General features: G+C 65.6%; 23 protein-coding genes. 10 read left to right on the top strand and 13 right to left on the bottom strand.

All coding sequences use genetic code 11. From position 1 onward, the window contains the following. The gene (locus tag P0204_RS15135) at window positions 1-927 is read right to left on the bottom strand and encodes a hypothetical protein (RefSeq protein WP_276180732.1); all 927 of its coding nucleotides are present in this window, start codon (window positions 925-927) and stop codon (window positions 1-3) included. A gap of 132 nt (window positions 928-1,059) precedes the next feature. Between P0204_RS15135 and P0204_RS15130 the strand changes: the two genes are divergently transcribed. Together P0204_RS15130 and P0204_RS15125 are read left to right on the top strand one after the other, a co-directional pair. Next, the gene (locus tag P0204_RS15130) at window positions 1,060-2,247 is read left to right on the top strand and encodes a redox-regulated ATPase YchF (protein WP_276180730.1); all 1,188 of its coding nucleotides are present in this window, start codon (window positions 1,060-1,062) and stop codon (window positions 2,245-2,247) included. 192 nt (window positions 2,248-2,439) lie between these two features. After that, window positions 2,440-4,083 carry a methyl-accepting chemotaxis protein gene (locus tag P0204_RS15125; protein WP_276180728.1) on the top strand — a complete coding sequence of 548 codons (1,644 nt, stop codon included), beginning with the start codon at window positions 2,440-2,442 and terminating at the stop codon, window positions 4,081-4,083. A gap of 81 nt (window positions 4,084-4,164) precedes the next feature. Here P0204_RS15125 and P0204_RS15120 read toward each other — a convergent pair whose 3' ends face one another. From P0204_RS15120 to P0204_RS15090, 7 genes are all read right to left on the bottom strand, one after another. Then, window positions 4,165-4,695: a hypothetical protein gene (locus P0204_RS15120; RefSeq protein ID WP_276180726.1), complete on the bottom strand. Its 531-nt coding sequence runs from the start codon at window positions 4,693-4,695 to the stop codon at window positions 4,165-4,167. Window positions 4,696-4,740: 45 nt separating this feature from the next. Continuing rightward, a complete protein-coding gene (locus tag P0204_RS15115; RefSeq protein ID WP_276180724.1) occupies window positions 4,741-5,301 on the bottom strand; it encodes a carboxymuconolactone decarboxylase family protein in 561 nt (186 codons plus the stop codon). Between the two features lie 24 nt (window positions 5,302-5,325). Further along, complete coding sequence (locus P0204_RS15110) at window positions 5,326-5,946, bottom strand: hypothetical protein (protein ID WP_276180722.1); 621 nt, start codon at window positions 5,944-5,946, stop codon at window positions 5,326-5,328. Continuing rightward, the gene (locus P0204_RS15105; RefSeq protein WP_276180720.1) at window positions 5,943-6,596 is read right to left on the bottom strand and encodes a DsbA family protein; all 654 of its coding nucleotides are present in this window, start codon (window positions 6,594-6,596) and stop codon (window positions 5,943-5,945) included. Before P0204_RS15105 ends, P0204_RS15110 begins: the two co-directional genes overlap by 4 nt. A 274-nt stretch (window positions 6,597-6,870) precedes the next feature. Continuing rightward, window positions 6,871-8,190 (bottom strand): sulfatase, encoded by a 1,320-nt coding sequence (locus P0204_RS15100; protein WP_276180718.1) that lies wholly within the window; start codon window positions 8,188-8,190, stop codon window positions 6,871-6,873. Window positions 8,191-8,253: 63 nt separating this feature from the next. Next, window positions 8,254-8,412: a hypothetical protein gene (locus P0204_RS15095; RefSeq protein ID WP_276180716.1), complete on the bottom strand. Its 159-nt coding sequence runs from the start codon at window positions 8,410-8,412 to the stop codon at window positions 8,254-8,256. A gap of 40 nt (window positions 8,413-8,452) precedes the next feature. After that, on the bottom strand, window positions 8,453-8,737 hold the full coding sequence (locus P0204_RS15090) for a translation initiation factor eIF-1A (protein ID WP_379801853.1): 285 nt from the start codon (window positions 8,735-8,737) through the stop codon (window positions 8,453-8,455). 132 nt (window positions 8,738-8,869) lie between these two features. On the opposite strand from P0204_RS15090, the gene P0204_RS15085 reads away from it, so the two are divergent. Beyond that, window positions 8,870-10,636: a transcription initiation factor IIB family protein gene (locus P0204_RS15085; RefSeq protein ID WP_276180714.1), complete on the top strand. Its 1,767-nt coding sequence runs from the start codon at window positions 8,870-8,872 to the stop codon at window positions 10,634-10,636. Between the two features lie 12 nt (window positions 10,637-10,648). On the opposite strand, the gene P0204_RS15080 is transcribed toward P0204_RS15085, so the two are convergent. Continuing rightward, on the bottom strand, window positions 10,649-11,263 hold the full coding sequence (locus tag P0204_RS15080; protein ID WP_276180712.1) for a TetR/AcrR family transcriptional regulator: 615 nt from the start codon (window positions 11,261-11,263) through the stop codon (window positions 10,649-10,651). Between the two features lie 110 nt (window positions 11,264-11,373). Between P0204_RS15080 and P0204_RS15075 the strand changes: the two genes are divergently transcribed. Continuing rightward, window positions 11,374-12,729, top strand: coding sequence for an amidohydrolase family protein (locus P0204_RS15075; protein WP_276180710.1), 1,356 nt, complete (start codon window positions 11,374-11,376; stop codon window positions 12,727-12,729). Between the two features lie 41 nt (window positions 12,730-12,770). Further along, window positions 12,771-13,658 (top strand): fumarylacetoacetate hydrolase family protein, encoded by an 888-nt coding sequence (locus P0204_RS15070; protein WP_276180708.1) that lies wholly within the window; start codon window positions 12,771-12,773, stop codon window positions 13,656-13,658. A 48-nt stretch (window positions 13,659-13,706) separates the two neighbouring features. Here P0204_RS15070 and P0204_RS15065 read toward each other — a convergent pair whose 3' ends face one another. Further along, entirely contained in the window at window positions 13,707-14,708 is a 1,002-nt protein-coding gene (locus P0204_RS15065) for a TatD family hydrolase (protein WP_276180706.1), read from the bottom strand. 122 nt (window positions 14,709-14,830) lie between these two features. Here P0204_RS15065 and P0204_RS15060 point away from each other — a divergent pair, with 122 nt between their 5' ends. The 3 genes from P0204_RS15060 (at window position 14,831) to P0204_RS15050 (ending at window position 17,194) form a co-directional block, all read left to right on the top strand. Beyond that, complete coding sequence (locus P0204_RS15060) at window positions 14,831-15,883, top strand: WD40/YVTN/BNR-like repeat-containing protein (protein WP_276180704.1); 1,053 nt, start codon at window positions 14,831-14,833, stop codon at window positions 15,881-15,883. Next, window positions 15,880-16,266 (top strand): DoxX family protein, encoded by a 387-nt coding sequence (locus P0204_RS15055; RefSeq protein ID WP_276180702.1) that lies wholly within the window; start codon window positions 15,880-15,882, stop codon window positions 16,264-16,266. Before P0204_RS15060 ends, P0204_RS15055 begins: the two co-directional genes overlap by 4 nt. Window positions 16,267-16,474: 208 nt before the next feature. Further along, entirely contained in the window at window positions 16,475-17,194 is a 720-nt protein-coding gene (locus P0204_RS15050; RefSeq protein WP_276180700.1) for an AAA family ATPase, read from the top strand. A 1-nt stretch (window position 17,195) separates the two neighbouring features. On the opposite strand, the gene P0204_RS15045 is transcribed toward P0204_RS15050, so the two are convergent. Further along, window positions 17,196-17,858 carry an AIM24 family protein gene (locus P0204_RS15045; RefSeq protein ID WP_276180698.1) on the bottom strand — a complete coding sequence of 221 codons (663 nt, stop codon included), beginning with the start codon at window positions 17,856-17,858 and terminating at the stop codon, window positions 17,196-17,198. Window positions 17,859-18,004: 146 nt separating this feature from the next. Between P0204_RS15045 and P0204_RS15040 the strand changes: the two genes are divergently transcribed. Next, the gene (locus tag P0204_RS15040; RefSeq protein WP_276180696.1) at window positions 18,005-18,160 is read left to right on the top strand and encodes a hypothetical protein; all 156 of its coding nucleotides are present in this window, start codon (window positions 18,005-18,007) and stop codon (window positions 18,158-18,160) included. Window position 18,161: 1 nt separating this feature from the next. Here the strand turns inward: P0204_RS15040 and P0204_RS15035 are convergent, their stop codons facing one another. Then, window positions 18,162-18,623, bottom strand: a complete 462-nt coding sequence (locus P0204_RS15035; protein ID WP_276180694.1) for a nucleoside deaminase — start codon at window positions 18,621-18,623, stop codon at window positions 18,162-18,164. 121 nt (window positions 18,624-18,744) lie between these two features. Between P0204_RS15035 and P0204_RS15030 the strand changes: the two genes are divergently transcribed. Beyond that, the gene (locus tag P0204_RS15030) at window positions 18,745-19,101 is read left to right on the top strand and encodes a DUF5658 family protein (protein ID WP_379801852.1); all 357 of its coding nucleotides are present in this window, start codon (window positions 18,745-18,747) and stop codon (window positions 19,099-19,101) included. Between the two features lie 81 nt (window positions 19,102-19,182). Here P0204_RS15030 and P0204_RS15025 read toward each other — a convergent pair whose 3' ends face one another. Next, a complete protein-coding gene (locus tag P0204_RS15025; RefSeq protein ID WP_276180689.1) occupies window positions 19,183-19,671 on the bottom strand; it encodes a DUF6653 family protein in 489 nt (162 codons plus the stop codon). Between the last annotated feature and the right edge of the window lie 95 nt (window positions 19,672-19,766).

The raw sequence follows: 19,766 nt of genomic DNA, 5'->3' as shown, positions 1-19,766 counted from the left end.
TCAGCGAAGGGGTCCGAGCCCGGTGAAGTACCACTGGCCGTCGTATCGAGCCAGCGCCGCCGGGCTGTCGCTCCCGATCGAAAGACGGTCACGCAGGTCCTCGAACGCAGCTGAATCCGGCTCACAGTCGGTGTAGGTCCCGTCGACGGCCTGGTCGACGATCTCCCGTTGTCGATCCGTCAGCCCGTCGAGGACGACACCGCGCTCGCCCCCGACGTACTCGACGAACGCCTCCGGGGACTCGGCGACGAGTTCGGTACTGACCGTCGTCGTCGTGATCTCGACCGTTCGCTGCTCGCTGAACGTCAGCCGGAGCAGGGTGTCTTGCCACTCCAGGTACCACGTCTCCCGTTCCGGGACGAACACCGAGCGGGATCGGGCGTCGGCGCGTTCGTACGCGAACGTGACGGCAAACGAGTCGTAGTGAGGGGCATGGATCAGATGTGAGTTCCCGATAGCGTCGCGCAACGACTCGCGGTCGTGGGGTGGGAGGTCGGGAAACGACAGCCGGTGGTCGTCCCCGGCCGGTTCGTCGACGTCGATATCGACCGCGTACTCGTAGCCGGGTACCGGCGTCCCGTCGTGGTCGGCGGTCTCGACGCGGTAGTACCGCGGCTGCGACCCCGTGACGACGTAGTCCGTGTGTGGCTTCGGGGAGTAGTAGCCGCGAGTGGTGGCTTCACCCGACTCGCTGTCGAGCGCGTCCACGACGGTCGTCTGTGTCGCGTGCGCCAACGCGTCGACGGGCGTACTGAACTCGTTCGAGACGCCGACGGGTGTCGCCTCGTCGAACGACAGGTGGACGCTGTTCGGACACTGATCCGATCGCTCGGAGGGACTCAGACACCCCGTGAGACCAGTGACAACAGCGCTGCCGACCGCCTGCAACGCACGGCGTCGAGAGCAAGGGAGGGAGGGGCGGCTCATGTCAGTGAAGTGTCCCGCCGTGCGGATAAATATGCAGGCCGCGGGAGCGGGTCATTCCGCGTGCATGGCACTCACACACGCTCTCGCTCGCTTTGACAACGTTTTAGCCGTCGATTCGCCTCTAGTGGTCCAATGAGCTACAAGATCGGACTCGTCGGCAAGCCCTCCGTCGGCAAGTCCACGTTGTTCAACGCGGCGACGATGAACGACGTGCCCGAGGGCGCGTACCCGTTCACGACGATCGATCCCTCCGTCGGCGAGGCCTACGTCAGAGTCGACTGTGCGGCCCCGGAGTTCGACCACTCCTGTACGCCCAACCACGGCTACTGCTCGGACGGGGTCCGCTTCGTCCCGACCCAGTTGGTCGACGTGGCCGGTCTCGTCCCAGGTGCCCACGAAGGAAAAGGGCTCGGGAACCAGTTCCTCACCGATCTCAACGAGGCCGACGTGCTCGTCCACGTCGTCGATTTCACGGGCGAGACCGACCTCGAAGGGGAGCCAACCGACGACCACGACCCCCGCGAGGACATCGACTTCCTTGAGAACGAACTGGACATGTGGTACCTCGACATCTTGGAGAAGGGGATCGAACGCTACCGCTCGGGGTATCACGGCGAGGACGCCGACATCGAGGCCGACCTCGCCGAACAGATGTCCGCCTTCTCGGTCAGCGAGGAGGAGATCAAACAGATCGTACTCGCCCTGGAGCTTGCGCTTGATCCGGACAGCTGGGACGCGGAGGACCGCGAGCGACTCGCCCGCGAGATCCGCATCCGGACGAAACCGATGGTCGTCGCGGCCAACAAGATGGACACGCCGGCAGCCCAGGACAACTGGGCGACGGTCACCGAGGACCCTGACTACGAACACCTGACGTTCGTTCCGGTGTCGGCCCACGCCGAAAAGGCGCTGAAAAACGGCGACGAACAGGGCGTCCTGGCGTACCGACCCGGCGACGACGACTTCGAAGTGACCGCCGACCTCCCCGAGGAGAAAGCGGCCGGTCTGGAGCAGATCCGGGAGTTCGTCACCGAGTTCGGCGGGACCGGCGTCCAGAAGGTCCTGGAGACGGCGCTGTTCGAAGAACTGGGCGCGATCGCCGTCTTCCCCGGTGCGCGCAAGCCACAGGAGGACGGAACCTTCCTCCAGGACTGTTTCGTCCTGCCGGACGGGTCGACTGCCGAGGACTTCGCGTACTTCCTGCATACCGACATCGGCGAGGGGTTCCTGCACGCCCACGACGTCCGCTCGGGCCGGCAGGTCGGGGCCGACACGGAACTCGACCACCGGGACGTCGTCGAGATCACGACGACAAACTGAACCGAGCGCCGTGCAGGCTCACGGTCGGCCGGACCGACGACCCGCGAGTGAGACCGTTCCGGCGGACACGGCCTGTATCAGTCCTGATAACGGGTGTCCCACCTTTTTGCTCGTGAGCGGTGTAGCGGAGGCCATGACAGACTGGACCACAGCCAGCGATCGCTACGTGCGGTCGGCGTCGGAGGGAGTCCGATGACCGCTGCGACGGTGGGCAAGCGGCGACTCGGCCAGGTTCTGGTCGCCGTCGGTGCCGTCCCGATGGCCGTCGAGCCGTATCTCCCCGAGCCGCTCAGGGCGAACTTCGGGGCGCGGCTGTTCGTGCTGGCCCTGATCTCCGTCGTCGTCGGCCCGGCGATCGCGGCGACGCTGTTCTCACAGGCGCTGCCCGCCGTCACCTTCGCGGCCGGAATCGTCCTCGTGACTGGCTTTCTGGGGTACTGCGAACTGTACCGTGCGATCATCAAGATCAACGAGCAGGTCGTCGCCATCGACAACGGCAACTACGAGATCGACTTCGGCGTCGACCGGATCGACGAGATCGGGGAGACCTACGAGACGCTCGAACGGACCGCCGGGTCGATGGGGGAGACGATCCGGGCGGCCGACGAGGCACGCCAGGAGGCACAGCAGGCAGAGGCGGCCGCCGAGGAGGCACGCGAGGAAGCCGAACAGGAGCGTACCGAGATAGAAGCACTCAGCAGCCACCTCGAACTGAAGGCCCAGCAGTACGGCGACACGCTCCGGGCGGCGGCCGACGGTGACCTGACCGCCCGCGTCGACGCAGACAGCATGAGCGACGCGATGGCGGCGGTCGGCGAGGCGATCAACGACACGCTGGCGGCCCTCGAACGGGCCGTCCACCAGGGACAGACCGTCTCGAACCGGATCGCGTCCGAGAGCGCGGGGGTCGCCGACGCCGGGCGGGACGTCCGCGGCGAGGTTCGGACCGTCTCCGAGTCCGTCCAGGATATCGCCGACGGCGCCGGCCGGCAGCGCGGCCAACTCGACGAGGCGGCCGACGAGATGAGCGACCTCTCGGCGACCGTCGAGGAGATGGCCTCCTCGGTGACCGAGATCGCCGAGCGCAGCGACACGGCCGCGGAACTGGGCCGAGACGCACAGGAGTCCTCCTCGGAGGCCCAGAGCGCCGTCGACGCCATCCGCCACCAGTCGATGTCGGCCGCCGCGGAGGTCGAGCAACTCGACGAGATCGCCGAGGACATGGCCGAGATCGTCGAGGTCATCGACAGCATCGCCGAGGAGACGAACATGCTGGCGCTGAACGCCTCCATCGAGGCCGCCCGTGCGGGGGAGGCCGGCGAGGGCTTCGCCGTCGTCGCCGACGAGATCAAGAACCTCGCCGCCGAGACCCAGGACGCGACCGGCGACGTCGAGGAACTCATCGGGACGCTCCGCGGGCAGGTCGGCGACAGCGTCGAGGCTATGGACAGCATGGAGTCGGCCGTCGACCGCGGGAGCGACACGATCTCCGCGACGATCACGACGCTCGACGAGGTCGTCGACGCGACCGTCGACGTCAACGAGAGCATCCAGGAGGTCGACCGGGCGACCAACAGACAGGCCGACACCGCTCAGCAGGTCGTCGGCATCATCGACGACATCGGCGACATCGCGGCCGAGACGGCCGCCGACGCCGACGAAGTCGCAGAGACCGCAGCGCGGCAGGACGCCACGGTCGGGGAGATGGTCGACTCGGTCGAGTCGTTCGTCGACGACGCCGACCGGCTCCAGTCGGAACTCGCACAGTTCGAGACGAGCGCCGGGGAACTAGTCGAGTCGACCGCCGGGAACACGACGGCGATGACCGACGACTGATACCGTCGGCCGTAACTGGTTCGGGGCGTTCGTCACCACGGGCGGTTGGACCGTCGAACGACGTACAGCCGACAGTCCGAGCTACAACACCAGATAGGCGATCAGCGCGACGATCAGGAGCTTCTTGACGAGGAGGACCGCGATGATCGTCTGTGTCATCGAGAGACCACGAACCCGCCGGATTCCTCGGCGCACGATCGCCGGGGCGCCGGCCAGTTCCCGCGCCAGAAGCCCCAGTTCGGCACGGAAGGTCTCGCCGATCGATCCCTGGCCCTGCTCGTAGCCGGCTTCGGCGGTCGGGACCCAGCGCTGCCCGCTGTACTGGAGTTCGACGAGTGACCCTTCGAGGTGGTCGACCTGTTCGAAGGCCAGTCCGTTCGTCTCGCAGAGTCGTTCGAGCCTGGCGATACCGCGGTCGCTGTTTAGATCGTAACTGAGCCGGGTCGGCTCGGCCGCCCAGTCGAACCGACAGCGGACGACGACTTCGTCCGTACCGACCCAGACGTCGACGATCTCCGCTAGCTCGACGGTTCCCTGGGTCTCCTTCTTCTTCCGCCGTAGGTGTTCGTACTCGTCGGTATCGGTCGCGCTGACGGAGGGAGTGTCGGTCATTCGCGGGTATTGATCCGTTGCGTCCACAGCGATATAATCTTTCTCTCAGTCGGTCGAGTCGAGGTCCGTCTCCGTCGGTTCCCAGCCGACGAAGGCCGCCTCCGGGGTCACTCTCATCGCGTCGATGAACAGTCCGGTCCCGACGTAGTGACTGACGAGCAACGCGATCGCGACCAGTTCGTCGGGCTCGAAGTGGGTCCTGGCCCGTTCGTGGGCCTCGTCGGTGACCGCCCGGTCACAGTAGGCCCGGACGTACGTCACCAGCGCCGCGGCGTCGTCGGCCAGCCCGTCGGTCTCTCCTCGACCGAGAGTCCGGATCGTCGCCAGCGACAGCCCGGCTTCCCGGGCCTCGAAGACGTGCTGGTGCCACTCGTATCGGTCCCCCAGCGCCCGCGCGGCGGCCAGGATCGCGAGTTCGCGGATTCGTGGCGGGAGTGCGGCGTAGAGCACGTCCAGATACTCCAGCAGACCGGCGAAGACCTGCGGGTTGTTCCCCATCGCCCGGGCGACGTGGAGGTCGTCGATCGCCAGCGAATCGAACAGCGCCGGGGCCGCCTCGACGACCGTCGAAGAGTCCGGCAGCGGGACACGAGCGTCGGGCTCCATGCAGTCCTGTTCACACCGGCCCGATTAAATATCGACGGGACAGCCACGGATCTCGCCGCCACGCATCCCCTCGGCGAGCCAGTAGATCGAGAGGGTCACCACGACCACCGCGGCGACGGCGAACTCCAAGCCGTCGAGCGGGAGAAAGAGCAGCGTCGTCGAGATCCCGAACAGCGACAGCAGTCCCAGCAGGACCGCCGAGCCACAGGCGGCACAGCCAGCCCCGAGCGTTCCCAGGAGGACACCGGCAGCGCCGGCACCGCCCTGCTGGAGCGCCAGCCCGTGCTCCCGGAAGTGGTAGGTCACCAGCGCGATATCGACACCGGTCAACAGGGCGACCACGACCAGGATCACACCTTGCAGCGGGTGAAAGGAGGTCCCGACGAACGGATACAGCTCCAGCAGCACGATCAGCCGGTCAGCAAGCGGGAGTGAGCCTCCGAGGACCAGATCGAAGACGAGCGGGACGTTCAACGAGACGACGAACGCCGACAGGGACGCGATCGCCGCGAGAGCCGCCACCACGGCGTACCCGGGCACGCCCAGCACCAGCCGGACCGTCCGTCCCATCAGCCGCCAGTCCGCTCGACTGGTCGGGAGGCTGACGACCCCGCGAACGCGCCGGAGACCGGTACGGACCGTCATTCGCTCTCGCCGAGTGCCCGTGCGACGATCTCGTAGCTGACGCTGCCGGTGACCTTGGTGACGAACTCGCCGTCCTCGAACAGCAGGATGATCGGCGTCGATTCGCCCAGTCCGGCGTTGTCGGCCGCCGAGATATCCGCCTGAACCTGCTCGTCGTAGGCCTGTTCCCGTGCGTCGGCCACGACCGCCTGCCCGTCGAGGTCGGTCTCGCCGTCGAGGAACGTCGCCGTCCGACCGAGGACGTTGTCCGTCGAGAACGCCGACTGGGTCTCGAAGTAGTGAGCCAGCAGCGACCAGAACGCGTCGGCGTCACGGGCGAACGTCGCCTCCAGGGCCTGTGTCGCCGGCGCTCCCCACGGGTAGATGACGGGGTAGGTCCGGACGACGTAGGCACCCTTGCCCGGTTCGACGATCTCCGACTGGATCTGTGGGACCGTCCCGTCGTGGAAGTCACGACAGGTCGGACAGGAGGGGTCCTCGAAGGTCAACACGACGTGGCCGTCGAGCGAGCCCAGGTGTGGCTGGGCATCGAGGTCGGCAGCAGCGGGGTGATCGCTGATCGACTCACCGCTCGCCTCGCTACCACCACAGCCCGCGACTCCGGTGACGACACTCGCTGTCGCGAGTCCGAGAAAGCGCCGTCGGTTCATATCGGCGCTGACGCCTCCCGGGTGTTTATCAGTTTGCTACTGTGCGTGCCGATGGAGAACCGTCTTGGCTCCCGGGGCTGTAGGCCCGTCTGGCCGATGACGATATCGTACGGGTCCGAGTCCGGGTGACTCCCCGACGACGACGATCCCTATGAGTGCCGAGGCCGACTTTCTATCCATACATTTCCGAGGGAGGGTGAAAGACGACGGCATCACCAAACAACGGCCCGTCGGGAACGGAACCCCAGGTCTCGGGATCGCCGTGGCTCCCTGATCAGTAGTAGCCGAGTGCCGCCAGTTGCTCCGTGGCCGAGTCCGTGACCTGCCTCCCCTCCAGTGGCTCGCGGACACCCGGACGCTCGTCGGAGAACGCCTCGTCGACCAGTTCCGGTGAGATCCGTTCGGTCCGTGAGACGGCACCCGGTGCGTGGACGCGACACTCGATCGCCGTCTCTCCCCAGTAGTACCGTTTTCGGACGGCACCGCCTTCGTCCGGGTCCGCTCGGTAGACGGCCCGGCTCGGAGCCAGGAACGGCGACGGGTCCGCACAGGCGTCCTCGAACCGTTCACGGAGGGTCGCGGTCACGGGCTGTTTCGTCGCAAAGGCACGCTCGCGGGCGAATCCCCCCTCGACGGACGCTCCTTCGAGAGCGGACTCGACCACCTCGGGGAACGCGGTCAAGGCGGCCGGCCGGCGACAGCGACGGCCGTCACCGCCACCGGGCGGGCGAACGAGGAGCGGGACGTGCAACAGCGTCTCGTGCATCGGGACGATGTGTGAGACTGCAGGGGGCTCCTCGGAAATCCGACCGGGCCGGCCGAACCCGTCGCCGTGGTCACCACAGAGCACGACGAGTGTCTCGTCGAGGACGCCCTCGCTCCGGAGGGAGTCGAAGAGCCGCTCGACGACGGCGTCCGCCTGGCGGATTCCCCCGTCGTAGAGCCGTTCGAGGCCGTTGAGTTTCCAGTAGGGTCTGTCCCCGCCGTGGAACGCCCACTCCCAGCGTGTCGGGAGGTCCCGCTGGAGTCGTCTGGCCGCCTCGTCACCCCACTGGTCGAAGGCGGTTCGGGGTTCGAACGGACGGTGGGCGTCCATGAGGTTGACACAGGCGGCCCAGGGATCGCCCCGCTCGGACAGCCACGAGGCGAAGCTATCGGCGTAGTAGAAGCCGTCGGGACCTGGATTCAGCCGCGCGGTATCGTAGGCGTCCGGATACGACTCCGGGACCGTCTCGACCGTCTGGAAGGCGTCGTCGAGTCCCACGTCGTGGCTCGCGACGAACCCGTTCTCCGTGAACAGACCGGTATCGTACCCGCGGGCTTCGAGGCGGTCGAATACGGTGTGACCGGGCAGCAGTCGATCGTGGATAGTCACCCGGTGTTCGTGGGCCTCGAGCCCGGTGAACAGCGAGACGTGGCTCGGGAGACTCCAGTTCGACGGTGCCCGCGCCTGGGTGTACACCGTCGATTCGGCGGCGACGGACTCCAGAAACGGTGTCGTTTCACGCCGGTAGCCGTACAGCGAGCAGTTGCGTGCTCGGATGGAGTCGAGCACCACGAGTAGAACGTTCGGGGCCGCCTGGACGCCAGCCATACCGTCGTCTGTGTGCCGTCCCAGTTAGTCGTCGCTAATTGGGACCTGTGTGTGGACGGTCGTCTATTGACTGCTCGTGAGCAGTTCCGAACGCCGGGTCGAAGTCACCCCGAACCCGTCGAGGACCCGCAGCTCCCCGACCTCCCGAGAGTATGCCACCAGCGTGAGAAACGCCGGTCCATCCGCAGAGTCGACGCGGACGGTTGCGCTGATCTGTTCCATCGGCACGGGGCTAATAAGAACGCTCACTAACGTCGCGGCGTCACTCGATGTGGCCTTCCGCCCGGAGCTGGTCGGCGTCCTTACTGTCGTAGCGCCACTCGATGTTGGCCTTCTCGTCCTGCCAGTCCCACGGGTCGGCGATGACGACGTCGCCCTCGTTGATCCAGGTCCGGTACTTCATCCGGCCGGGAATCCGGCCCATCCGGTTCTGGCCGTCCTCACACTGGAGGCGCACGTGGTTGCCGCCGTTGTGTTCCGTGACGACCGCGAACAGTTCGTCGTCGGTTGGCATCCGGAGATCCCGGCGCCCTGTATCATCGCTCACACGGAGTCTCCGCCCCCGCCACGGGAAAGCGATTCGATGGTCGTGTGAACGTTCGTCGTGAGACAACCTCACGCCCGCAGGGGGTCACGGAGTATCCAACAGTTAAGACAGTGACGCTCGAACGGTCCGACTATGTCGAGCAGCCCAGACGATACCGTGGAGGGCCGGTTGGCCCAGGTGGGCGAACAGTTGCAGATCCCCAACAACACACTCCAGATCACCCAGGTCCGGCTGAACCAGTTGAGCAACGAGCCCGATGTCGACGCGAACAGCCTCGACAACGTCGCAGCGGCGGCGCTCGCCCTCTCCTCGCGCGAAGACGGGCTTCCGGTCAGCGAACACGACATCGCGAAGGCCTGGTCCGAGTTGCTCGAATCGGACGGCGATATCGCGATCTCACACCAGCAGCTCGAAGCCGTCGGCTCCTATCTCGATATCGACGATGTCCCACCCCACCCGGACGCACTCGTCCAGGGGTTCAGTGAGGCCGTCGATATGCCGGAAGAACTCGTCAACGTCGGGCACCGGATTCTCCACGACGCGTTCGAAGCCGACCCGACAGTCGTCTCGGGTGGTCCCTCGCCCGCGGCGACGGCAGGTGCGGTCCTCTCGCTGGCGGCGATCGTCAACGGTGAGGGCGAGAACTACGACCAGGACACGCTCGGACAGGCGTCCGGAACGAACGAAGTGACCGTGCGGAACCGCGCCCACGAACTCAAAGACCTCCTGGGCGAGGACCGACTCCAGCGAGACCGGTACCGGGTCGCTCCGGAGACCGACGCGGCAGACGAGGCGGCTGCTACGGACACAAGCGGTGACGAGCCGGACCCAACCGACAGCGAGAGCGACGAGCAGTCGACAGCCGCCGACGGCGCCGGTACTGCCGAAGGCGGGACGGAGGCCGCGCCCGAGGAGACGGGAGCCGAGGACGACGGAGCGGTCGCTGACACGGAGAAGTACGTCGAGACGGTCACGTCGATGTACCCGGACGAACTGCCGACCACTACCGGTGTCGCCGACGCCCACGAGGAGAGCGAGGAGACCGTCGGGGACGCGCTCGAACAACTGGCCGACAACGGGACGCTCCAGCGCAAGCGGGCCGGTTCCGTCGTCGTCTGGATCCCCGCCGAACAGGACGGTGTCGGAACGGATCTGACCGTCGACGCCGTCGAGACCGAAGTCGATGCGCTCGTCGAGGAACTCGAAATCGGTGCCTCGACGCGACTGCTGGCCCGTGGGATGGTCAGCGACGCGGTCGACGACGTCGACGTCGAGGACGCCGCCCAGTTGGCCGGCGCGACGGTGGTCGCCGCCTCCCGGATGGAGGACGGCGATATCGACGCCATCGAGGTCGCCGAGCGTCGGGAGTTCCCGCCGCGAGTGCTCGCACAGTGGCTCGACACGCTCGACGAGGCGGTCGATGTCGAGATCCCGCGACGGGAGCCCGGCGAGATCGTCGACGATCTCGCCAGCGAACTGGGGATCTCCGAGGAGATCCGCGAGGAGAGTCGCCGCTCCCTGGAGCGATACGATCCCACCGAACGCGGGACGGGATACACGGCGGCCGAGTTAGGTGCCGGCGCGGTCGTCTTCGCCGCGACCGTCAACGGGACACAGTTGGATATCGCCTCGTTGGGAGAGGTCAGCGGTGCCGACCCGAACTACATCACCGACGCGATGAACAGTATCGTCGTCTCGCTGTGTCTCGGGCTCGTCCGTGGTGACATCGACTACGCGGACTGTGCGTGGACGACGGACCTCCTGGAGTCGGAGCTGTCGCCGGACATCGGCGACTCCTATACGGGCCGTGTCATCGCACTCGCCAAGACCTACACCGCGGGCCGGGAAGGGCGTCACATCGACGACTCGACCCTCGACGTCGTGCTCGGCGAGGAGTGACGATCGGCTGGACTAGTTCGGGTCGTGCAGCGAATCCAGAATGAACTCGTCGATGGCGTTGCGCGCTTCTTCCGGTGCGTCCTCGTGACCCAGTGAGATCCGCCGCCCGCGGGCGGCGTGGATGACGTCGGTGATGAGTTGGCCCATCCGGTGGGCGTCGACGTCTTCGAACGTCCCCTCTTCTATCCCTTCTTCGATGACTTCGACGATGCTGTTGCGAATCCGATCGTAGTGGTCGTTGAATATCTCCCGGTGCTCGCCGTCGTTCTGGGCGTACGTGTACAGTTCGTGATACACCTTCATCCGGTCCCAGTGACCGAACTCCTCGAACTCCGGGCCGAACAGACACTGATCGATCCGGGCGTTGAGTTCCGTTCTGACATCGGCGTCCTCGTTGACCTCGACGCTGCCCTCGTACTGGTCGATGATGTGTTTGAGAAAGGACGACAGGAGGTCGTACTTGCCGTCGAAGTGGTAGTGGATGACCTGCCGGGTGAGTTCCATCTCCTCGCCGATGTCGCGCATACGGAGATCCTTGTATCCGTGCTTGCTCAGCGCACGGAACGTGGCTTCCATGATGATCTCCCGGGTGTCCTTGGAGGAGACCTTCTCGCGGGATTCGCTCATACTCGTGATCGACGAGCGGGAGACATAATACGATTGCTCCGAGCGCCGCGTCAGCAGTTGTTTACCAGACAGTAAACTTTTAACCTCGTGGTCAAACATAGCAACCGTTCATGTCACGAACGATCATACAGAATGGGACGGTCGTCTCCCTCGATCCGGAGATCGGGCAACTGGACGACGCCGACATCCTGATCGAGGACGGCGAGATCGTCGAGATCGGTCGTGGGCTCTCGGCGTCGAACGCGGACAGTATCGACGCGGAGGACCACATCGTCGTCCCCGGATTCGTCGACTCGCACATCCACCTCGCACAGAGTCAGGTCAGGGGTATCGCCGGGGACTGGTCGCTCATGGGGGAGTACTTCGACCACATGCTCGGCAACATCACCGGCCTCTATCAGCCCGAAGACATGTACCTCGGCGGCCTCTTCGGCGCGTTCGAGAAGCTCTACACCGGGACAACCACGGCCCTGGACTGGTCGTACCCCAACACGCTCGAACACGGCGAACGGGCCGTCGACGCGCTCCAGGACGCCGGACTGCGAGCGGTATACACCTACGGCCCGCCGGGCGACGACGCGGCGAAGTGGTGGTACAACAGCGACGTCGGTCTCCCCGAACAGAAGATCCGCGAACTCCACGAGGAGAAGATCCGCGACGACGACCTGCTCAGCCTGGCGCTCGGACTCCGTGGGCCGGACTTCTGCGTCGACGAGACCGCCCTCGCCGACCTGGAACTGGCACGCGACCTGGGAGTGCTCTCGACGATCCACATGGGTGCCGCGCTGTGGCCGTCGTCGGTGTACGGCGACGACTACCAGGGCTTTGGCTGCCTCGAAGACGAACTCGGCCCCGACGTCAACGTCGCCCACGGGAACCACTTCGCACAAGAAGACATCGACCACGCCGTCGAACAGGGCGTCTCCTTCTCCTCGACGCCGGAGGTCGAGATGCAGATGGGGCACGGCATCCCCGTTACCGGAAAGGTTCTGGAAGCGGGCGGCCGCCCGGCGTGGGGCGTCGACGTCTGTTCGAACATCAGCGGCGACATGGGCGCCCAGATGCGGATCGGGATGCAACTCCAGCGCATGTTCGACAACCAGGCGATCCTCGACGGCGACGAGGAAGTCTCCGAGGTGAGTATCACGGCCCGTGAGACGCTCGAAATGGCGACCATCGAGGGTGCGAAGGCGCTGAACATGGCCGACGAGATCGGGACCCTCACACCGGGCAAGCGTGCCGACATCGTGTTGATAGATGCGAACGACTTCATGACAGCGCCGTCTCACTCCCCGATCCAGACCGTGGTGTTCCAGTCCGATCCGTCCCACATCGAGACGGTGCTCGTGGACGGCGAGCCGGTCAAACGCGACGGCGAGTTGCTGAACCCCAAGGTAGACGAGGAGTTCGATCGATTCGTCGAGTCCGGGCGGCGCCTGCTCGACGAGGCCGGGTTGGATCTCTGAACTGCGGTGCGTGAGCGGACAACAACGATTCAGGACTACAAATGCGAGTAGGACAATATCGAACGGCAGCGACGGAGGAATCGTGGTGTGGCGTATCGACCGACGACGGAACGGTCGTCAACCTTCCCGAAGCGGGCGACGCTATCGGGATCCACATCGAGACCGAGACGAGCGCGCTCCTCGAAGACTGGCAGTGGCAACGGAAGGCCGAGATGGCGGTCGAGTACGCCGAGGAAACCGGCGTCGGCGTCTACGATAGCGACGACATCGAGCAGAGCGCACCCGTCACCGATCCGGAGAAGATCGTCTGTGTGGGACTCAACTACCGGGACCACGCAGAGGAAGGGGACAACGAGATCCCGGACACGCCGGTGCTGTTCTCGAAGTTCCCGACGACCGTCACCGGCCCGGGTAGCGACATCTCCTGGGACCCGGAGCTGACCGAAAAGGTCGACTACGAGGCCGAGTTGGTCGTCGTCATCGGCGAGGAGACCCGGCGCGTCGAGCAGGACGAAGCGCTCGATCACGTCGCGGGGTTCATGATCGGCAACGACGTCTCCGCCCGTGACCTCCAGCACGGCGACGGCCAGTGGGTCCGGGGAAAGAGCCTCGATTCCTTTGCCCCGACCGGCCCGGAACTCGTGACGAAAGACGAGGTGTCAGACCCGCACGACCTCGACATCTGGGCGGAGGTGAACGGGGAACGGCTCCAGGAATCGTCGACCTCGAACCTCATCTTCGGTATCGACGAACTGGTGTCGTTCTGTAGCCAGGCGTTCACACTCAAACCGGGCGACCTGCTGTTTACCGGAACACCGCCAGGCGTCGGCGTGTATCGGGAGCCGCCGGTCCTGCTCGAAGACGGTGACGAAGTGACGATCGGCGTCGAGGAGATCGGCGAACTGCACAACAGGTGTCGATACGACTGACGGCGCTCACCCGATGTCGTGTTGCCCTGCTGTGGGCGGCGACTCCCGTCAGGCGTCGAACCCGAAGACGTCACGCGGGTTCTCCAGGACGACCGTCCGGATCGCGTCTTCGTCGATCCCGTACCGGTACAGCTCGAAGATCGCTCGTTTCAGCGCGAACGGGTCCGTTCTGAGGACGTTCGCACAGTCCGTGTCGATCATGATCCGCTCCGGGCCGTACTCGTCGATCGCGTCCGCCACCTCGGCCGCGGTCACGCCGATGAGCCAGGAGTGCCCGATCGTGTAACTCAGGTAGCAGTCGGTGTTCTCCATCAGGTACTCGGTGTTGTTCTCGTCGGCGTGTGACGCGACGACCTGTCGGTCGGCCAGCCCGGCGGCACGCATCGCGTCGACGTCCTTCTTGACCGCGTCGAGTGCGGGGTTGTCGCTGTCGATCACGGGCTCGGCCCCGAGACCGGTGTTCTTCTCGTATCCCGGCGTCCCGATACCGTTCCGATACGAGCGCTTCGAGTCGGTGGACTGGTTGGGCGTGTGCAGGAGGACCGGGAGGTCGTGCTCGTCCGCGAGTTCCATCTGTCCCTGGACGATCGCTTGCTGGTGGTCGACGTCCCAGCGACTCACGTGCTGGGCGGGCGTGACACCCGTCTCGCCGATCGCGATCACTTCGTCGAGGTCGCAGTACGCGTCCATCGCCGCCAGTAACTCGTCCGGGTTTTCGATCCGGACACCCGTATGGATGCCGAGTCCGAGTTTGGCTTCGAAGAAGTGATTCCGCTGGATTGCCGCGCGACGGTTGATGGCGTCGTCCCAGAGGAACCGGATGTCGTCGGCCTCGACTGGTTTGTAGGGTGTCCAGTGGTAGCCGGACGCGACCATCATCATCGACCGACAGCCCGCAAGCGCGTACCGCTCCCGGTCTTCCCACGAGAGCGTGTGTGCGTGGTTGTGGATGTCGATCCACGGGAGGTTGAGGAGTTCCGGCGGGAGTTCGATGTCGCTGTCGAGGTGCGCTGCGTCTGTCGGTCGCTTGGTCGGGTGCGCTGAGGTCATGATCTGTTGGTGTGCGGGAGAGAGCGACCCGCAGTGTGCGGTCGTCTCACCGTTTCCGCCGCTCCCACTTAGCGTTTTACAGCCTGGTAAAACTTTAGTACGAGTCGGCCGTTCGGGTACGTATGACACTGTTAATCGGGACAGATGACGGTCTGTACCGGACCGAGGACGTGCCGTTCGACTCCGGCGACCTCGAACGCGTCCTCGATTGCGAGGTCGTGACCGCGGTCGAGTCGTGGGACCACACGGAGGGCGTGTTCGTCGCGTCGTCGACGGGGGCGTACCGCTCGCTGGACGGGGGACGGACGTGGGACGACCTCGGTGTCCCGCTCGGCGACCGGTTCTGGCACGCCGGACAGAGCGAGGTCTGGTCGGTGCTGGCGACGGCGGACGGAGCGCTCTACGCCGGAACGAACGACCCGTACATCTTCCGGTCCGTCGACGGCGGGGAGACGTGGTCCGAGTTGAAGGGGTTCCGGGACCTCCCGTCGCGGGGTCACTGGGAGTCACCGATCGACCCACACTACGCCCGGCTCCGTGCACTCGAAGTCGTCCCGGGGCGACCGGAACAGTTGATCGCCGGCGTCGAGGCGGGCGGGATCCACCTGAGCGACGACGGCGGCCAGACGTGGACGGATCGACGCGACACCATCGTCGACGACGTCCATCAAGTGCTCCCGATCTCCGAGGACGTCTGGCTCGCGACGACCGGCTATCTCGACCACGATCTGGAGAACCTCGGCCTCGGCCACGCTGTCGGCGAAGGGGGACTCTACCGGACGACAGACGCCGGAGACACCTGGACACGGCTCGACCACGGTAACGACTTCTCGTACATCCGGCGCGTCTTCGTCCACGACGGAACCGTGTTCTTCTGCGGGGGCGAGGAGGCACCACCGGCGTGGGTCGACGACGACCACGAGGTTGCGCTGTTCGAATCGACGAACTTCGGTCGGGACTTCGAACGTGTCTCGTTCCCGGGCGAACCCCACGAGGTCGTCGAGACGTGGGACGTCTACGACGGGACCGTCGTCTGTGGCTCCGGACTCTTCGACGTGCCGGACCAGCGCGACGATGTCGAAGGGCGGATCATGCGTCGGACGGACGCCGGCGAGTACGAGACGGTCGGGCAGGTTCCGACGAACGTCAGTCGTATCGAGGCGGTGGAACCATGACGGAGTCCGAGTCGGCACCCGCACCGTCGCGTCTGGGGCGGGCACTGTACGGCGGCATCCTGGCGTACATGGCCGTCGACGGGTTCAGGAACAACGACAAGCGCGTCGCCATCGCCGAAGAGAAAGGCGTCCCGATGCCGGACGTCCTCGTCCCGTTCGTCACCGGCATGCTCTTCGTCGCGAACCTCGGCATCGTTCTCTGGAAGTTCCCGCGGGCATCGGCCGGCGCACTGATCGTGTTCTTCCTCGGGACGACGCCGTTCATCCACAACTACTGGACGATGGACGGGAAGGAACGCCAGGGGAACAAGATCAACTTCCTCAAGAACGTCGCTCTTCTCGGCGGTGCGATCGTGCTTCTCGACGAAGCATCCGATCAGTAGCCGTCCCTTTCGCTTCGCGCTTCTGGAGTCGAGATCCTGTCGCTGAGACGCTCCGGAAGTGGCCGATACTGCGCCGATAACTGCCTGAGCGAGCGATAGCGGCGATATACGGGCCGGATCGTCGTCCCTCGTTGTCTCGTGTGAACGTGCGATCTCACGAGCAACAAGCTACTTGTGTCGTGGTGTCGACATTCCATCCAGAACGGACATGAGCGACGACAACGACCCACAGGACGATCTCCCGTTCGATGCCGGCGGCGGGACCGAAGAGACCGACCATCCGGCCGACGATCCCGGGACAGGTGGCGGCCAGAGCATCGAGCGGGAGGAACGCCTCAACGAGTGGGAACAGCGCCTCGAACAGCGTGAACGCGAACTCGACCAGCGGGCACAGGAACTCGATCAGCGCGAGCGTGAACTCGACCAGCAGGAGGAGGAGACGCTCAAACGGCGCGAACAGACCGTCGATCTCCGCGAAGAACTCGACGACAAGGAAGCCGAACTCGCCGAGTTCGAGTCGAACCTCGAAGACCGGCGGACCGCCCTCAACGAGCGCGAGCGCGAACTCGACGAGCGGGCAGCGGAACTCGACCGGGAGGCCCAGACACTCGAAGCGTACGTCGGCGATCAGCTCGGCGAACTCGAAGAACAGTTGGGAGAACAGGTCGAATCGTCGGTTACGGCCGCACTCGAAGCACAGGAGTTCGGTTCGGGTGGTGGCCGACTCGGCGCGCTTCGTGGCGTGTCGCTGGGCCTGATCGGTCTCGTCCTCGTCGTGGGTGCCGTCGCCAACGTCATCGCGATGCAGACCGGGGCGCTTCCGACGTTGTTCGCCCCGGCGGCCGCGACCCTGAACTACGCCGCAATCACGGTGTTGCTCCTGTTTGGCCTCTCGGTGAACCTCGCCGCCGCTGCCGGACGGGTGTGACTCAGGGCTGTCGTTCTTCGAAGGGCTGGACGACGACGAACCCCTCCGTTCCCTCGAAGGCCAGTTGATAGGTCTCGCCGGAGGACTGCCCGACCATATCCGAGAGGCTCCGGTTGACGCTACTGGTGGGAGCGGCGGTCCCGCTCCAGGCGACGGTCGCCGCCGGGTCCGTCGTCACCGGCGGTTCCAGGACGATCGGGTCACCGTGAGTGGTGATCGCGATCTGGCCCGGCCCCTCCAGGAAGACGTTCGTGAGCCCGCCCGTCGAGGAGCCGGCGAGACTGTCGATGGTACTGATCTCGTAGTCGACGCGGTCCTCGAAGGCGAGGACGTCGTCGCCGTTGACCGAGATCGTCTCGCCCTCGTCGAGATCGAGCACCTGGATCTCCTTCGCACCGTCGGCCACGTAGAGCGTCCCGCTGCCCTCGGCCTGCATCACGTCGGTCCCTTCGCTCGTCGCCGCGTCCTTCAGGAAGCCGGTTATCCCGCCTTCGGCCGACGACTTCCCGGTAAACGATACTGCTCCAGTGTAGGCGACCATCGCGCCGACCTTCGCGAACACCGGCTCGTCGACCTCGATGGCGAGGAGTTTGCTGTTTTCGAGACTGAACCGGTCGGTACCCGCTTCGGGGTCGTTCGCGTCGATGAAGTCCTCGGATTCCATGGTACACACAGAGCCGATCGGCTCCGGATGGCCGGTACACTCCGACGGAGCATACCAGTGGCGATATACTACCTGACTGATAGTATCGCGACGGCCACATCTGTCGAAGAGGAACTACTTTACTCCGGTCGCGTGTACGGACAGCTATGGGACTCGAAGCGTATTTCGACGACATCGGTCCAGCAACGATGGGGCTCATCGGTGCCGTCCTGTTCGTGATTCCGGAGCCGGCGACCTCTGCGCTCGGGGCCGGACTCCTGTTGCTCGGAGGCTCGTGGTGGTTCTACGAGTGGAAACGGTGAGCTACCAGTCGTAGCGCTCGTGGATCTCCCGCCCGGCGGCGTTGCTGTGTGGGCCGACGACCTCGGTGACACCGTCGAGGATGGCCGCCGAGCGGACGGGCGCACCCTGGTCGGTGAACTCGCCGATCTCGTCGCCACCCACGCTGTAGACGACCCGGCCCAGCCCCGCGTGTCTGATGCCGCCGGCACACATCGGACACGGCTCCGTGCTCGTGTACATCACTGTCTCGGCGCGTTCCTCGACGGTCAGCTCCTGGATGGCACGCGTTGCGAGCTCTAGCTCGGGATGACGCCGAACGTCGTCCTCGGTGACGACGCGGTTCGACGCCTCCATGACGATCTCGTCGTCCCGGACGAGGACCGACCCGAATGGTCGATCACCGCGTTCGGCTGCGACGCGGGCACGGACGAACGCTTTGGCCATGTGGGCGTCGTGGTCGAACGCATCGAAGTCGACGGGCATACCCGGACCTCGGGCGGGACGGGCAAACGTCTCACGGTCCCCACGCCCGCGGACGCGACACGTCTCCGGCCGTCCTGGAGTGGACACAGCGTTTTTGCCCGTTCACACCCTGGCACAGATGATGACGGGACCCCCATCGGACGACAGCGGGTCGCTGTTCACGCTCCGGCGGGAACGGCGGATGACCCGAACCCACACGGCTCTGTGGGGAGTGATCCTCGCCGCGACGACCGCGGATATCCTGCTGACGATGATCGGGCTGGCCAGTGGATTCGAGGAAGGGAACCTCGTCGTGGCGACGCTGCTCGCGGAGTTCGGGCTCGCCGGCCTGTGGCTCGTGAAGTTCGGGGCGATGGTGTGGCTCGTCGGCGGGTGGGCACTGCTTTCGGACCGGAACGCGGCCGTCTTCCTGGGGTTGTTCGCGCTCGTCACGGTCGCCGTCGTCGTCCACAACGCCGCACTACTGGTGGGCGTCTGATCGACGAACAGCAAGACGGTGAACATCGCGTGGCGAACTGTCGCCGTCGCTGCGAGACTCCGGGCGGTCCGCCCGAAGTTACTATGGCGACCGTCGGTCGAAATCGGGGACTGCTTCGGGATACTGCCCGCGGTTCTGCTCGTAGTAGCGCGCCACGGACGCGACGAAGGCGAATTTCAGCACCATCGAGAGGACCGTCGCGGCGGCCGTCCGTAGCGGCTGTCGTCGATAGGCGGCGTACACTGCGTAGGCACTGACCGGCCCGTTCACGTAGTTGAGGAGGTCGACGGGTCGACGGCCCTCGCGGTGGCGGTAGTACATCCGCTCGCCGAGGACGACCCGCGTCATCCAGGCGTCGGCGTCTTCCGGCGGCGGGAACAGGACCGGATTGACGACGGTAAAGGTCAACGCGGCGACGACGAGCCGTGGCCGGCGGGTGTAGATACCGTACAACAGGAGCGGGAGGACGACGGCCCGGTACCACCCACTCAGCGGGTTCGCGTGTCGCCGCCAGAGCGCGTCGGCGAATCGTCGGCGAACGCCGTGTTCCGACCGGCTGCTGTCGGACATACGCGTCCGTTCTCTCCGCGGCGACAATACTGTTGTCCCGTAGTCGATGGCAGGGGAACGCGGGAGCTAAGTACCACTAGGTTTGACCACCGGGT

The organism is Haloarcula halophila, from assembly GCF_029278565.1.
GTDB classification, from domain to species: domain Archaea; phylum Halobacteriota; class Halobacteria; order Halobacteriales; family Haloarculaceae; genus Haloarcula; species Haloarcula halophila.
This window is presented reverse-complemented; position numbering and strand designations above follow the sequence as displayed.